The sequence below is a fragment of the Buchnera aphidicola (Periphyllus testudinaceus) genome (assembly GCF_964059035.1).
Taxonomy (GTDB): Bacteria; Pseudomonadota; Gammaproteobacteria; order Enterobacterales; family Enterobacteriaceae; genus Buchnera_J; species Buchnera_J aphidicola_BN.
In genome coordinates this window covers 342,726-358,468 of the sequence record NZ_OZ060380.1, presented here as the reverse complement: position 1 = coordinate 358,468, position 15,743 = coordinate 342,726, and the positions used below count along the sequence as shown (strand labels likewise).

Annotated in this window: 12 protein-coding genes and 1 tRNA gene; 2 read left to right on the top strand and 11 right to left on the bottom strand. The window is 15.7% G+C overall.

Annotation, left to right across the window (positions count from 1 at the left end):
- Nucleotides 1-15: 15 nt before the first annotated feature.
- Nucleotides 16-480 (bottom strand): 6,7-dimethyl-8-ribityllumazine synthase, encoded by a 465-nt coding sequence (gene ribH, locus AB4W45_RS01650; RefSeq protein ID WP_367671116.1) that lies wholly within the window; start codon nt 478-480, stop codon nt 16-18.
- A 158-nt stretch (nt 481-638) separates the two neighbouring features.
- Between ribH and AB4W45_RS01645 the strand changes: the two genes are divergently transcribed.
- Nucleotides 639-712 (top strand) — tRNA-Met (locus AB4W45_RS01645).
- A 44-nt stretch (nt 713-756) separates the two neighbouring features.
- Here the strand turns inward: AB4W45_RS01645 and recD are convergent.
- The 8 genes from recD to AB4W45_RS01605 form a co-directional block, all read right to left on the bottom strand.
- Nucleotides 757-2,580 carry an exodeoxyribonuclease V subunit alpha gene (recD, locus tag AB4W45_RS01640; RefSeq protein WP_367671115.1) on the bottom strand — a complete coding sequence of 608 codons (1,824 nt, stop codon included), beginning with the start codon at nt 2,578-2,580 and terminating at the stop codon, nt 757-759.
- A gap of 14 nt (nt 2,581-2,594) precedes the next feature.
- The gene (gene recB / locus AB4W45_RS01635; RefSeq protein ID WP_367671519.1) at nt 2,595-5,405 is read right to left on the bottom strand and encodes an exodeoxyribonuclease V subunit beta; all 2,811 of its coding nucleotides are present in this window, start codon (nt 5,403-5,405) and stop codon (nt 2,595-2,597) included.
- A complete protein-coding gene (locus AB4W45_RS01630) occupies nt 5,360-6,073 on the bottom strand; it encodes a UvrD-helicase domain-containing protein (protein ID WP_367671114.1) in 714 nt (237 codons plus the stop codon). The genes recB and AB4W45_RS01630 overlap by 46 nt, the downstream gene beginning before the upstream one ends.
- A gap of 37 nt (nt 6,074-6,110) precedes the next feature.
- On the bottom strand, nt 6,111-9,233 hold the full coding sequence (locus AB4W45_RS01625) for an exodeoxyribonuclease V subunit gamma (RefSeq protein WP_367671113.1): 3,123 nt from the start codon (nt 9,231-9,233) through the stop codon (nt 6,111-6,113).
- 81 nt (nt 9,234-9,314) lie between these two features.
- Nucleotides 9,315-9,971 (bottom strand): mechanosensitive ion channel domain-containing protein, encoded by a 657-nt coding sequence (locus tag AB4W45_RS01620; protein WP_367671112.1) that lies wholly within the window; start codon nt 9,969-9,971, stop codon nt 9,315-9,317.
- A 91-nt stretch (nt 9,972-10,062) separates the two neighbouring features.
- A complete protein-coding gene (gene fbaA / locus AB4W45_RS01615; protein WP_367671111.1) occupies nt 10,063-11,145 on the bottom strand; it encodes a class II fructose-bisphosphate aldolase in 1,083 nt (360 codons plus the stop codon).
- Nucleotides 11,146-11,174: 29 nt separating this feature from the next.
- Nucleotides 11,175-12,344 (bottom strand): phosphoglycerate kinase, encoded by a 1,170-nt coding sequence (locus AB4W45_RS01610; RefSeq protein ID WP_367671110.1) that lies wholly within the window; start codon nt 12,342-12,344, stop codon nt 11,175-11,177.
- Nucleotides 12,345-12,466: 122 nt separating this feature from the next.
- The gene (locus tag AB4W45_RS01605) at nt 12,467-13,060 is read right to left on the bottom strand and encodes a YhgN family NAAT transporter (protein ID WP_367671109.1); all 594 of its coding nucleotides are present in this window, start codon (nt 13,058-13,060) and stop codon (nt 12,467-12,469) included.
- A 271-nt stretch (nt 13,061-13,331) separates the two neighbouring features.
- Here AB4W45_RS01605 and asd point away from each other — a divergent pair, with 271 nt between their 5' ends.
- On the top strand, nt 13,332-14,447 hold the full coding sequence (gene asd, locus AB4W45_RS01600; protein ID WP_367671108.1) for an aspartate-semialdehyde dehydrogenase: 1,116 nt from the start codon (nt 13,332-13,334) through the stop codon (nt 14,445-14,447).
- A 51-nt stretch (nt 14,448-14,498) separates the two neighbouring features.
- Here asd and AB4W45_RS01595 read toward each other — a convergent pair whose 3' ends face one another.
- Both AB4W45_RS01595 and holA read right to left on the bottom strand, forming a co-directional pair.
- Complete coding sequence (locus AB4W45_RS01595) at nt 14,499-14,729, bottom strand: sulfurtransferase TusA family protein (RefSeq protein ID WP_367671107.1); 231 nt, start codon at nt 14,727-14,729, stop codon at nt 14,499-14,501.
- A gap of 30 nt (nt 14,730-14,759) precedes the next feature.
- On the bottom strand, nt 14,760-15,740 hold the full coding sequence (holA, locus tag AB4W45_RS01590; RefSeq protein WP_367671106.1) for a DNA polymerase III subunit delta: 981 nt from the start codon (nt 15,738-15,740) through the stop codon (nt 14,760-14,762).
- Between the last annotated feature and the right edge of the window lie 3 nt (nt 15,741-15,743).

The window sequence follows — 15,743 nt, the reverse complement described above, 5'->3', positions numbered from 1 at the left end:
AATATATTTTTTATTTTAGATGTTTTTTATAATATTAATCATTTCTAATGCAGCTTCTGCAGCTTCTGATCCTTTATTATTAATTTTTATTCCACATCTTTCTAAAGTTTGATTGATATTTTTTGTCATTAATATACCTAAAGTAATAGGAATCTTATTTTTTAAACTTACTTTAGATATTCCATATGAAAGCGAATTTTCTATAAAATTGTGGTGTCTTGTTTTTCCTTTAATAATAGCTCCTAAAACTATTATTGCATTATATTTCATTTTTAATGAAATTATTTCTGCTGTAAGTGGTATTTCATATGCTCCAGGTATTTTTATAATAGAAATGTTTTTTTTATTAATTTTTCCTTTGTTTTTTAATGTTTCTATGCATCCTTTTAATAACATATTACTTATTAATTCATTAAATTTTGTTATGATAACAGCAATTTTTAGATCTTTTGAATTTGTTTTATATTTTATTGATTTCATTTTTTCCTTTTTAATAATTATTTTAAAAATTTATATTAATAATATTTTATCATATATTTATTTAATTTTATTTAAAGTTTTTTAAAATAAATTTAAATATATAAAAAAAAATTTGCATATTTTTTTCATAAATGTTATATATATAAATAATAAAATATCGCGGGGTGGAGCAGTTTGGTAGCTCGTCGGGCTCATAACCCGAAGGTCGTTGGTTCAAATCCAACTCCCGCAAAAATTTTTTAATTAATATAATATTTTAATTAAAATATGTTTTTTTTAATAATTTTCTAATCTTTTTTTTAATCCGCTTTTTTTAATAATTTTTTTTTCAATATATTGTAAAAAAATATTTTTTTTTGATAATATTAATAGTTTTTTTTTTGATCGAGTTATAGCAGTATATATTATTTCTCGAGACATAATTTTATTTTTTTTTGAAGGAATTATTAAAATAACTTTTTTAAATTCAGATCCTTGAGATTTATGAACTGTTATAGCCCATGTAGTTTTATATTTTTTAATTAAATTTATTGGAATAATTTTAATTGATTTATTAGGCATTAAAAAAAACACTTTCATATTTTTATTTTTATCTAGTAATGTTATTCCAATTAGTCCGTTAAATAATTTTAATGTATTTAAATTTTTTGTTATAATAATTGGTTTTCCGACATACCATTTTTTATTATTAATTTTTTTAAAATATGTTAAATTATTTTTTTTTATAAGATGTACAAAAATTTTGTTAATTCCTTTTATTCCATATAATCCTTTTTTTAAAATACATAAAATTCGAATTTTATTGAAAATTTTAATAATTTTTTTAAATGGTTTATTTTTTAAAATCATTTTCCAATAGTTTTTATAAAATAAAAAAAATTTTTTAATTATATTAATATATTTTTTATATTTATTATTTATAATAAAAAATTTAATATTTTTAAATTTATTATTAAAAATATTTTTAATGTTATTTTTTTTATAATTTTTAATAATTTTAGAAAATTTATAAATATCAGATTTTTTTTTAAATCTATATTTTTTTTTTAATAAACATATTTTATTTTTTAAATATTGTTTTTTATAAATTTTTTTTATATTTTTTTTTTTTAGACATTTTTGAAATTTATAATAATTTTCTTTATTTTTATTTTTTTTTAAATAATATATAAAAATATCATTTAAAATTGAACCAGTATTAATTGAAGGTAATTGATTATTATCACCAAGAAATATTATTTGTGTATTATTAGAAATTAATTTAATAATATTTTCAAATATAAAAATGTCTATCATAGATGATTCATCTATAATTAATAAATTGGTATTAATTTTATGTTTTTTTGAAAAAATATCATTGTTTTCAAAATAATTATTTTGTTGAAATAAACGATGTATAGTAAATGATTTTTTTGGAATATATTTTTTAAATTTTTTATTTACTTTTAATAATAATTTATTATTTTTGATAGATTCTAATAAAACAGTACTTGCTTTTCCTGTTGAAGCAGCTAAAGTAATTTTTTTATATTTTGACATCGTAATAAATAAAAAAATTATTTTAGATACTATATTTGTTTTTCCTGTACCAGGTCCTCCTAATATAAAAGTAAATTTATTTATTAAACATGATGTGATTGCAATTTTTTGTTCAACATTTAAATTTTTAAATAATTTTATTTTTAATATTTTATTAAATTTATTTAAAATATATTTATTTAATGGATATTTAGAAATTAAAAATTTAAATATTTTTTTTTCTATTTTCCATATTTTGTTTAAATATAAATAGTGTTTATCTAAAATTAAAGGACAAGATGTTTTTTTTTTGCTTACTGCATTACTTTTTAATAATTCTTTTTTTATTTTTTTTGTAGTATTAAAATGTTTAATTTTAGAAAGTATTTTTTTTGAAAAAAATTTTTTTCTAAAAATTTTTTTTAAAGATATATAAGAATGACCTTTTCTATTTTTTAAACTTAAATATGCAGAAATAATTAGAACTAATGATTCATTTTTTTTTGAAATAGTTTTAGAAAAGTAAAAATCTATTATTTTAATTATTTTTTTTTTAAGTAATTCTTTCATTATATTTAACATAGTTTTTATATCTTTTATGGTATTAAAAAAGTATCATTTATTTTTTTAATAATTTTTTTTTTAGGATAATAAAAAAATATTCCTGTTTTTTTGTTTTTTCCGTTCATTCCTCTTAAAAATAGATAATAAATTCCTCCAAAATTTTTTTTAAAATTATATTTTTTTAGTTTTCTTTTTAAAAATTTATGTAAAGCGGTAGAATATAAATAATATTGAATATCATATCCGTTTTTTTTAATTTCTTTTTTTAAGATTTTTTTTGTATAGAATTTTTTATTTTTTCCTAGGTAATTTGATTTATAATCAACTAAGTAATATTTATTTTTATTTTGAAATATTAAATCTATAATTCCTAGTAAAATTCCTTTTTTATAAATTTTAGGTGTTTTAATATTTTTATTTTTTAATATTTTTTTTATAGAATTAAAATTTATTTTTCTTTTTAAAAATAAAGAAAATTCTAGTTCTTTTACGAAACAATTATTTTTAATTGTACGTAAATTAATTCCATTATTATTTAATGGAGTATTTAAAATATTTTTTATCCAATATTGTATAATATTTATCCATTTTTTTGATAATTTTAATTTTTTAATTTTTTTTAATAAAAATTTTTCATTAATTTTTTTTTTAAAATTTATTTTTTTTAATATTTCATGAAGAAATATTCCATATTTTTTTCCTTTTGGAAAAGATTGTATGGTATATTTTTTTGTATTTTCTTTATTTTTATCATTATTATTAATAAAATTTTTTTTAATTTTTAAAATATTTTCTTTATTTATTTGTGTATAACTTGTATAAATTTTTTGTTTAAACGTTTTTACAAATTTTTGATTTATTAAAACATTTTTTTGTTTTTTTTTTTTTATTTTTTTAAAATTATATTTTTTATTTTTTGAAAGAATTTTTATAGATGAATGTAAAGAAATATTTTTAAGTTCTTTATGAAGTTCTTTTTCATCCATAGATTTTCCTTTTTGAAGAATATATCCTAATCCACTTTTATGAAAATCTGTTTTTTTATTAGTATGTTTTTTAAAGTTATTTTTAATTAAAGGACTTACTCCTATACTACAATGAAATTTTGCTCTAGTAATTGCAACGTATAACAAACGAATATCTTCTGATAATCTTTCTTTTTCTTCAAGAATAATTTTTTTTTTATTTTTTTGTATATTTATATGTGTATTAAATTTTTTTCTATCATGAAAAATTAATTTTTTTGAAGGTTGAAAAGTAGAAATAAATGGTATCCATACTATTGGATATTCTAATCCTTTAGATTTATGTATAGTTACTATTTTTATAGAATTTTTTTTATTTTCATTAACTTTTATATAATATTTTTTATTTTTTGTTATTTTTTCTTTTATTTTATTATGAAACCATGTTATAAGTGAGCTAAAATTTTTTCTTAAAATAGATTTTTTTTCTAAAATTTTTGCTAAATTAATTAAATTTTGTATTTTTTTTTTATTTTTATTTTTAAAAAAATATTTTTTATATAAATTACTTTCATAAATAATTTTTTTTATTAAATTTAAAATTCCATGTTTTTTCCATATTTTGAAATAATTATAAAATTTTTTTTTTATTTTAGACCATAATTCATATTTTTTGGTTAATTTAGAAATTATATAAGAATTTTTAAATATTATTGAAGTAGAAATTGCTCGTTTTAAATAAAATTCATTAGATTGTTTTAAAATAGATTGTAATATATAAAATATTTCTTTAACTTCTATTTTATGAAAAATAGATTTTTTATCAGAAGTATAATATGAGTTAATTTTAAATTTTTTTAATTCTAATTTTATAATTTTATATTCTTTATAGTTTTTTACTAAAATACAAATGTCTTTTATAGTTAATTTTTTTTTTTTTGTTGATGTTTTTAATATAGATTTTTTTTTTTTTATGTTTTGGATTAAGTAAAAAATATTTTCAGCGCATTTTTTTGAAATCCATTTGTTATATTCAAGAAATGTTTTTTTTTTTCCAGGTTGTAACCAAAATGTCATTGTTGGTTGTTCTATTTTTTTTATTAAAAATTTTATTTTTTTTGATTGGGAAGAAGGAATTAATTTTTTATATATAATTTCTTTAAATAAAAAACTATTTTTTATTCGAGTAAATAAAAAATTAATATTTTTAATTAATTTTTCAGATGATCTCCAATTTTTTTTTAATGTATATTTTTTTAATATTTTAGATTTAGTTTTTAAATAAAAAAATATGTCTGCTCCGCGAAAATTATAAATTGATTGTTTGGGATCTCCAATAAGAATAAGAGATGATTTTTTTTTATTTTTATATATTTTTTTAAATATTTTAAATTGTTGATGATCTGTATCTTGAAATTCATCAATAAATGCTATTGGAAACTTTTTTTCAATATATTCTGATAAATTTTTATTATTTTTTAGATTTGATAATAAAAATTTAATTAAATTATCAAAACAAAAATATTTTTTTTTTTTAATATTAGAAATTTTTTTAATTTTTTTCATAGAATAGAATAAAAATTCTTTTTTTAATGAAAATTTTTTTTTTAAAAATTGGCTTATAATTTTTAAAAAATAATAATTATTTTTTATTTTTTTTAAATTTTTAAAATTTTCATATATTTTTTCTTTTTTAAAATAATTTAATTCTATTGGTATATTATAGTTTTTAGTTTTTTTTATAGACCATTTTGTAATTTTTTTTAACCATCTTTGAATGTTTTTTTTATTATAAATTCTTTTATTTAATTTGTCGGTATATATAAAGTTTTTTATAAAATATTTAATTTTAATCCATTTTTTTTTAAATTTCTTAATTTTTTTAATATTTTTATTATGTTTTTTAAAAATATTATATTTTTTTTTTTGTATATAAAAATTTTTGATTTAATATTTAACCATGGATTAATTTCAGATAATAAATTTTTTGGATGTTTCCAGTATTTATAAACTAAATTTGAAATTTCTTTATTTAGTGGAAAAATAAATTTTCTCCAAAAATCGTATGTAGATTTTTCATATATTTTATTTTCATTATATATTTTTTCTGTCAAATTATATTTATAATTTAGATTATAATCTTTCAGTATTTTTTTACAAAATCCATGAATAGTGTAAATTGGAGCATTATTTATTTTTGAAATAGATTTTTTTAATATATTAATTGAATTTTTAAAGTTTTTAATTTTTTTAAATATTTTTTTAAAATTTTTATTATATGTTTTTTTATATAGACAATCTATATATAGTTTATAAATATTTTTTGATAATCTTTTTTGTATTTCTAATTTAGCATTATTTGTATAAGTTATTATTAAAATTTCTTTAATAGAATATTTCTTATTTTTATTATTAATTCCTAATAATAATCTAATATATAAAAGTATAATTGTAAAAGTTTTTCCTGTTCCTGCTGAAGCTTCAATCATTCTTATTCCTTTAAATGGAATCAAAAATATATTTTTAAGTTTATTTTTTTTTTTCATTTTTTTTATTTTTTTAATTTTTCTAAAATTTTTATAATTATAGAATGTTTTTATATATAGGGTACATCCAATATTTTGTTATTCTAAATATTTTTTTTATAGATTTTTTATTTAGTGAATTAAATATTTTTTTTATATATAAATCTTTTTTTTCTCCTATTATATATTTATTTCCATGCCATGTTTCAAAAATTTTATTTTTACTATTTTTTATAATTTTTTTATTTTTTGAAATATTTTGAATTTTTTTATCATATACATAATCAAACCAATTTAATCCTGTTTTAGTAATAATTAATGGATTTTTTAATCCTTGGATATAACCATAAATATATTTTAAAAGATATTTTTTTGATTTTTTTTTTGTAATGTTTTTAAAAGTTATTTTTTTATTTAAACTAATATATATGCTATTTTTTTTACCTCCATTAGCACAGTATATGATATGTTTTAACCATAAACTAATTTTATCAAAATTATTTAAGTTAAAAGATTTCCAGCGTACAACACCATTTAAAGAAGAGATATTTTTTAGTTTTCCATATATTTTATATTTTTTTATTTTTAATAAGAATTTTTTATTTTTTAAAGTAAAATTAATATTTTTAATTTTTAAAAAAATTTTATTATTTTTTTTTATTTGGTGTTTAAAATAAATTTTTCCTAGGTTTCCATGAGGTAAAATTCCTAAATATTTTATTTTATTGAATAATTTTTTTAAGTTTTTTTTGAAAATTATATAATTTAATATTTTTTTATTTAATAAATAATGATTTTTTTTATCTATGTAAAATGGTTCATTATTTGAATAATTTATATATTTTTCTTTATAATATATTTTTAATATTTTATTAAAAAAATAGTTTATTGGATTTTTCCAGAATAAAATAAAATTTTTAAATTTAATTTTTTTATAATTTTTTATATAAATATTTTTTTTAAAAAAATTTGTTTTAATTATTTTTTTTTTATTTTTAGATATATTCCAAAAATTATTAAAACTATTAAATTTATTTTTTAAATAAAAATTTTTTTTATAAAAACTATATTTTTCGTGAATTTTTATTAATTGTATTTTTTTATAATCTTTTAAAAAATTTTTTTTTATATATTTTATTAATTGATAAATTATTATAGATGGTTTATTATTTTTTTCATTTTCATAAGAGTTTTTAATATAACTTATTATTAGTTTTTTTGTAGTACAACTTAATAATTCTAGAAAAATATAATAATCTTGTGTATTTTTTTTAAAATTTTCTTTTTTATTATATAAATGAATTAAATTTTCTCTTTCTTGTGTTTTATTTTTAAAAAAATTTTCATTCATTCCTAATATGTAAGTAATTTTAAATGGTATTGTCCTTAATAGATTAAAATTAGTAAATATTATATTATTATTTTTTTTTTCACGTTTATAAATTATATTAATTTTTTTATTAATTTCATATTTTATAATATCTATAGATATTTTTTTTTTGTATGAACTAATTTGAATATTTTTTAATAAATATTTCCAATTTTTTTTTATATGTTTTAGTTTTTTTTTAATTTTTTTTGTATAAAAAAAATCATTTATTATTTCTTTATATATTTTTTTCCAAGTTTTACATTTTTTTTTTGTAGATAATTTTTTTTTCCATTTTTTTAATGTTTTAATAAATAAAATTAATTTTTCTAGTATTAGAATGTGGTTTTTTTCATTTATATTATAAGGAAATATTTTATTCCATACTTTATTTTTTTTTTTCATTCCATAACCTAAAATTATTTTTTTAATTCCATAACTCCATGTATTTTGATGTTCTTCAGGAAGTTTTAAACTTTTTTTATGATTTTTATTAATTCCCCAACAAATATTTGTATATGAGATCCATTTTTTTATAATTTTAAGTTCTTTTTGTGAAATTAAAAATTTTTTTGAAATAAATTTAAAATTTAAATAATCTAGTATTTTTTTATTTTTAAATTTACTTTGAGGTAATGATAAAATTTTATTGAAAATATATATAATAGGATTATTTTTATCAAATATTTTTTCATGTATAAAATAAGGTATGTTATTTTTTTTTATTTCAGAATTAAAAATAGAATTTATATATGGAATATATTTTTGGATATTTTTAGATTTAACAATTATGTGTTTAGGTTGTATAGTTTTTGTATTATTTAAAATTTTTAAAATATTTTCTTGTAAAATTTCTATTTCTCTAAAATGATTATAGCATTCATGTATTGATATTGAATTATCTTTTTTTTGATTTATATATATAGAATTGTTTTTTAAAAAAAAAATTTTATTTTTTAGTTTATCAAGTAAAGTAATATTTTTATTTTTTATATAAATATTTTTTTTGTTTTTAGTTAAAGATAAAATATTTTTTATTTTTTTTAAGTCATATTTCATCCAATTAGATATTATTGAATTTTTTTTATAATTAATTATTGATTTTTTATTTATTTTTTTAAATGGAGTGTACAAAAAAAAATAAATTTTTAGTTTCTCACTAATTTTTTTTAAAATATTAAAATAAGAAATAGGAAAATCAATTGGGTTTAATATAAATATTCTATTAGGTAATTTTTTATATAAATTTTTTTTTAAATAATATTTTTTCATAAAATTTTTTATTAAATTTACATAATGATGGGTATTTTTTAAATTTTTATTAATTTTTTTCCATATTTTTTGTTGTTTTAAAAAAATTTTTTTTTTGTTTTTTTTTGTATTTTTTTCTAATTTTTTTATTAATTTTGTGTTATAAATTAAATATTTATAAAAAATTTTTGAGAAATTTTTAAAATATTTAAATTTGTTAAATTCATTTTCTTTTTTTTTAAAAAAATATTTTTTTTGGAATTTTTCAGGTAAACTCATTAGTTTCCATAAAATATATGATTGATTAAATTTTTTATATTTTTTTTTATTTATAAATAATTCTAATATGTAAAATATAAATTTTTCTGGAGTAAAAAATGAAATATTACAAAAAATTCCAAATTTTTTTTCGATAATTTGTCTTATAAATTTTGAAATTTTTAATTCTGGTACAACAATTATTTCTTTAATAAATATTTTTTCTGAAGATTTAATATTCATTATATAACACATTTTTTTTATTAAATTATTAAAACTATTAGAAGTATAAATTTTTATCATAAATAATTTTATAAAATAAAGTGTTATTGTTTATTAGGTAATTAAATTATTTTTTATTTAAAATAAATAAAAGAAATTAATTTAATTATTAGATTTGTTTATTTTTTTTTTTGGTAATAAATTATTGTTATGAATATATGTAGGAATTTGTATATTATTTTTATCTAAGGCTTTTTTAAAAGCAAACATTAAATCCCAATATACACTTTGTAATTCTTCTGTTTTGCTCCAACATCTAACAACAAAATTTAAAGAATAAGGAGATAATTCATTTAATCCTATTACTATATCTTTATTTTTCATTACTCGATCTTCTTCATCTAAAACTTTTTGTAATACATCCACTATTAATTTTGTATTTTTATGATAAGAAACATTAATAAAAAATTCGTTTCTTCGAATAGGAGATCTTGTATAATTTACAATGTCTCCTAATAAAATTTTATTATTTGGAACAACTGCTATTTTTCCATCTATTGTTTTTAGTACAGTATAAAACAAGTCTATGTTTAAAACTGTTCCGGAAATTTTGTCTAAACCAATAAATTCTTTTATTTCAAAAGGTTTAAAAATTTTTAATAAAATTCCAGATGTAAAGTTTGCAATGGTTCCTTGTAGAGTAAATCCTACAGTCATTCCTAAAGTTCCTAATGTTGCGATTACAAAAGTTGGTTGAAAATGATTAAATCGACCTAATAAAATAATTATTGCAGTCATTATAAATGTATATTTGAGCATGTTAAAAATCCGAATATATTAATGTTATAAAGATAATTTTTTTTAATTATTTTTTTAAAATATTATTTTAAATCGTGATAGTTTTTTTATATTATAATAAATTTATTGAATTTAAGTTTAAAAATATTTTTTTTAATTTTAAAGAAGAACAATCTTTAGAGTGTTGTATCCAATTTCTTGGATCATAATATTTCTTGTTAGGTTTATTTTTTCCTTCGGGGTTTCCTAATTGATTTTGAAGATATTTTTTATTTTTTTTATAAAAATTTAATACACCCTTCCATGATGACCATTGTATATCTGTATCAAAATTTATTTTTACTACTCCATATTTAATAGATTTTTTAATATCTTTTAAAGAAGATCCAGAACCTCCATGAAAAACAAAATTTAGTGGATTATTTTTTTTAAGATGATTTTTATTTTTAATATATTTTTGTGATTTTTTTAAAATTTTTGGTTTAAGTTCTACATTTCCTATTTTATATACTCCATGAACATTCCCAAAAGATGCTGCAATAGAAAAATTTTTACCAATAAGAGATAATTTATTATATGCATAATTTACTTCTTTTGGTTTTGTATATAGATATTTTTTTTCTATTTTTGTATTGTCTATTCCATCTTCTTCTCCTCCAGTGCAACCAAGTTCTATTTCTAATAACATATTTATTTTTTTTAGTTTTTTAAGATATTTACTACAATAATTAATATTAGTTTTTAAATTTTCTTGAGATAAATCTAACATATGTGATGAAAATAAAGGGCGACCTTTTTTTGAAAAATATTTTTTTCCAACTTTAATTAATCCGTCAACCCAAGGTAAAAGCTCTTTATTACAATGATCAGTATGAATAATAATTGGTATATTATAATGTTTAGAAACTAAATGAATATGTTTTGCTCCAGATACAGCTCCATCTATAGCTTCTTGAAACATTTCTTTTTTATTATTTTTCTTACCAGATATAAATATTGATCCTCCATATGAAAATTGTATAATTACAGGAGATTTAATTTCGGATGCTGTTTGTAAAACTGAATTAATGGAATCAGTATTAATACAATTTATAGCTGGAATAGCAAAATTATTTTTTTTTGCTAATTTAAATATTTTCTTTGTTTCAGTTCCATTTAAAACGCCTTTTTTAAAATTTTTTAAATTATTTTTCATATTTTTTTAAATTCCTATTAGTTAAAAATTTATTTATTAATGTATTTTTTTTGTAACATTTTAATAGCAGGTAATGTTTTTCCTTCAATAAATTCTAAAAATGCTCCTCCTCCAGTTGAAACATATGAAATTTTATTTTTTATTTTAAACATATTTATAACTGCTAATGTATCTCCTCCACCAGCAAGAGAAAAAGATTTTTTATTATTTGCTATTGCGCGAGCAATTTTTTTTGTACCATTTCTAAATTTAGAAGATTCAAATACTCCTACAGGGCCATTCCAAATAATTGTTTTTGCTTTTTTTATGATTTTTTCTATTATTTGAATACTTTTATTACCTATATCCATAATTTCTTCATTTTTTTTTATTGAATTAGAATTTTTTATTTTATATTTTTTTATATTTTTTGTGATTTTTATAATTTTTGAATCTATAGGTATAATTATATTATATTTTTTTTTTAATTGTTTAGCTAAATTAATAAAATTTTTTTCACATATTGATTTTCCAATATTATTATTTATAGCTAAAAATGTATTTGCTATTCCTCCTCCTACTATTACAGTATCTGAAATTTTACATAAATTTTTTAAAATATTAAATTTTGTAGATATTTTAGATCCTCCTAATATTGTTACTAAAGGACGTTTTGGATTTTTTATAGATTTTTGAAGGGATTTTATTTCTGATGTTAATAAAGGTCCAGCACATGATATTTTTGAAAAAATTCCTACACCATAAGTAGAAGCTTCTTTTCTATGAGCTGTTCCAAATGCATCCATAATAAATATATCACATAAAGAAGCATATTTTTTTGCTAGTTTTTCATCATTTTTTTTTTCTCCTTTATTAAATCTAACATTTTCAAAAATTAAAATCTCTCCATAATTAATTTTAAATTTTTTATATATATCTTTTTTAAAATAAATATTAGTGTTTTTAAATTTTTTTCTTAAATATTGTACAATTGGAAAAAGAGAATATTTTTTTTCAAAAAATCCTTCAGTAGGTCTTCCAAGATGAGACAAAATAATAATTTTTGCTTTATTTTTTAAAGCAAATTTTATTACTTTAAAAGAAGATTTTATTCGTTCATTTGAAGTAATAATATTTTTTTTCATTGGAACATTTAAATCTAATCGGATCAATATTTTTTTTTTATATATATTAATATTTTTTATTTTATTAATTAGCATTTTTTTTCCTTATATATTAAATATTTTTAAAATTTTTACAGTAAATTATTAATAGAAAATATTATTTATTATATTAATAAATAATAATTATAATATTTTTTTAGAAGTATTTTAATTATAAATTAACTTTGAAACCATGTTTTTATTCCATCAAGAAACATTTGAGTTGATAACATAATTAAAATTAATCCCATTAATCTTTCAAGTACGTTGACTACTTTTTTTCCAAATATATTTAAGAATAAATCAGACATTAAAAGGATTATTAGAGTGATAAACCAAGCAATAAATAATGATATAAGAAGAATGTTTATATGAGTAGAATTTTGATGTGATAATAACATTAAAGTTGCTAAAACAGAAGGACCAGCTACTAAAGGTATAGCAAGAGGAACTAAAAATGGCTCATCTTTAGAATCAACTTTAGAATCTTCGATATTATTATTTGGAAAAATCATTTGAATAGCAATAAAAAATAAAATAATTCCTCCAGATATAGAAACTGTTTCTGTTTTAAGATTTAAAAAAGAAAGAATATTTTCTCCAGAAAATAAAAATATTAACATAATTAATAAAGCAATACACATTTCTCTAATTAATATGATTTTTCTTTTTTTAGAATTAAATTTTTTTAAAACAGTCATAAATATGGGAAGATTTCCTAATGGATCCATAATTAAAACTAGTAATATAATAGTTGAAATCATTTGTTTCATTAACTTGTTTCCTATTTTTTAGAAAATAACTTTTTTTATAAATTTATATATAATTTTAATTATATATGATTAATTTCTTTATTATAATTTTTATTTTAATAAATAGTATTTTTCAACGATTATTTTTTTAAAGACAGTGTATAATAAAAACTTCATAGATTTGTTTATTATTTTTTATTTAATAAATTATTTTTTAGTTCTTATAGAAAAAAATTTTATTAAAAAAAAATATATAAAAAATTTTTAATAAAATTATAATTTGGTTAATATTATGAAAAAAATAGTAGGTTTTGTTGGATGGAGAGGGCTTGTAGGATCTGTATTATTAGAAAGAATTATTAAAAAAAAAGATTTTAAAAATTTTAAATTTGTGTTTTTTTCTACTTCTCAAGTAGGTTTTAATAATCTTTATTTAAATAATTTTTTTAAAAATAAATTTTTAAAAGATGCTTATAATTTAGAAGAATTAAAAGAGTTAGATATTATTTTAACTTGTCAAGGAAGCGCTTATACAAATCAAGTATATTATAAATTAAGAAAATGCGGTTGGAAAGGATATTGGGTAGATGCTGCTTCAGATTTAAGAATGAAAGATGAATCAATAATTATTTTGGATCCTATTAATAGAGAAGAAATCATAAAATCTCTTAATAAAGGAATAAAAACTTTTGTTGGAGGAAATTGTACAGTTAGTTTAATGTTATTAGCTTTAGGGGGATTATTTAAAAATAAATTAATAGAATGGATTTCTTTTTCTACTTATCAAGCCGCATCAGGAGGAGGTTCTGGATATATATTAGAATTATTAAAACAAATTATTTTTTTAAATAAATCTTTGAATAAAGATTTTATTGCTTCTAAATCTATTTTGGAAATTGAAAAAAATGTTACAGAAATTTCAAAAAAATCTAATTTTCCGAAAAAAAATTCATTAGTTCCGTTAATTTTAAATTTAATTCCATGGATTGATGAAGATAGAAATAATGGACAAAGTAAAGAAGAATGGAAAATGGAATTTGAAACAAATAAAATTTTATCTTTAAATAAAAAAGATAAAATATCAATTGATGGAACATGTGTTCGTGTAGGTTCTTTGCGTTGTCATAGTCAATCTTTTTTAATTAAATTAAAAAAAAATATAAATTTATTAGATATTGAACAAATTATTGCTTCAGATAATAAATGGGTAAAAATTATTCCAAATAATAAAAAAAGCAGTTTAGAAAATTTAACTCCTTTATCTGTTACAGGAACTTTACAAATTCCTGTAGGAAGAATAAGAAAATTAAGTATAGGAAATAAATATATTTCTGCTTTTTCTATAGGTGATCAATTATTATGGGGAGCTGCTGAACCTTTAAGAAGAATGTTAAATTTTTTAATTTAATTTTTTTTTATTTAATTTATTTTGTGTACATTAAAAATTCTTTATAAGTTTTTATGATTTTATTTTTTTTATAGTATAATAATATGGAATTTTATAATTTTTATATTTTACTAAAATATAATTTGAAAAATTACATAAAAAAATTATTTCTTTATGTATTGTAATATCATCTGAAATTATTAAAATAACTTCTCCGGTTTTTATTGATCGGAGTTTATTTCTTAAAAATAACATTGTATCAGGACATCTAAAACCTTTTAAATTAAAAATTTTTTTTTTCATATATTATATTATTTATTTTTTTAAAATTTTTTATTTAAACATAATGGATATTTCTTTTAAAATTATCCATATTGATTCTTCTTCTATACTTTTAATAGATAATTTAATCCAGTTTAATGATTTAATTATTTTTAAAAAGTTTGAATATTTATTTTTTTTAATTGAGCGAAGATATAGTTTTTTATGTGATTGCCATATTTTTTTTTCTTTAAAGAATTTTTCTATTTTATTTTTTTTTTTTTTTTTTAATAAAATTAGATTAACTATTTTATTTTCTAAAAATCTTACTATAATTAAAGGAGCTGTTTTTATTTTATATAATATGTGTAATATTAATAGAGATTTTTTATTTTTTCCTAATAATAAATAATTCATCCATTCAAAAATTGTATATACTTTGTCATGTATAAGAATTTTTTTTATTTTTTTTATTGTAATTTTTTTATTTAATAAAGACAAAGATAAAAAATCTAAATTTTGATTTAATAATAAAATATCGTTTTTATATCTTTTATATAAAAAATTTTTAGATTTTTCATCAATTGTGTTATTTTTTAAGTATGTTGTTATCCATTGAAAAAATTCATATTTTTTAAAATTAAAACAAGGTATCAATAATTGATTTTTAAAAATTTTTTTTTTTAAATTATAATTTATTATTTTTTTATAATTTGATTCTTTTAAAATAATTATTATTATATTAAAATTAATAATAAATTTATTTTTATGAATTTTTTTCAAAATATTATTATTTATATTATTTATATTAATTTTTAATATTATAATTTTTTTTTTGTAAAAAAAGTTTCTTTTTTTACATTTATAAAAAAATTCTTCCCAATTTTTATCAACATTTATTTCAATATTTATAAAATTTTTTATGTTATTTTTTTTTAATTTTTTTAATATTATTTCTTTATATTTTTGTATTAAAAAATATTCTTTTCCATATATTATATAACAAGATTTATTTTTTTTATAAATATCATTAATTATTTTGTATGTATTCATAAT

Bases quoted from the DNA above. Each gene is read 5' to 3' on its own strand.
- ribH (WP_367671116.1), bottom strand. From the start codon at position 480: ATGAAATCAATAAAATATAAAACAAATTCAAAAGATCTAAAAATTGCT.
- recD (WP_367671115.1), bottom strand. From the start codon at position 2,580: ATGTTAAATATAATGAAAGAATTACTTAAAAAAAAAATAATTAAAATA.
- AB4W45_RS01630 (WP_367671114.1), bottom strand. From the start codon at position 6,073: ATGAAAAAAAAAAATAAACTTAAAAATATATTTTTGATTCCATTTAAA.
- AB4W45_RS01625 (WP_367671113.1), bottom strand. From the start codon at position 9,233: ATGATAAAAATTTATACTTCTAATAGTTTTAATAATTTAATAAAAAAA.
- AB4W45_RS01620 (WP_367671112.1), bottom strand. From the start codon at position 9,971: ATGCTCAAATATACATTTATAATGACTGCAATAATTATTTTATTAGGT.
- fbaA (WP_367671111.1), bottom strand. From the start codon at position 11,145: ATGAAAAATAATTTAAAAAATTTTAAAAAAGGCGTTTTAAATGGAACT.
- AB4W45_RS01610 (WP_367671110.1), bottom strand. From the start codon at position 12,344: ATGCTAATTAATAAAATAAAAAATATTAATATATATAAAAAAAAAATA.
- AB4W45_RS01605 (WP_367671109.1), bottom strand. From the start codon at position 13,060: ATGAAACAAATGATTTCAACTATTATATTACTAGTTTTAATTATGGAT.
- asd (WP_367671108.1), top strand. From the start codon at position 13,332: ATGAAAAAAATAGTAGGTTTTGTTGGATGGAGAGGGCTTGTAGGATCT.
- AB4W45_RS01595 (WP_367671107.1), bottom strand. From the start codon at position 14,729: ATGAAAAAAAAAATTTTTAATTTAAAAGGTTTTAGATGTCCTGATACA.
- holA (WP_367671106.1), bottom strand. From the start codon at position 15,740: ATGAATACATACAAAATAATTAATGATATTTATAAAAAAAATAAATCT.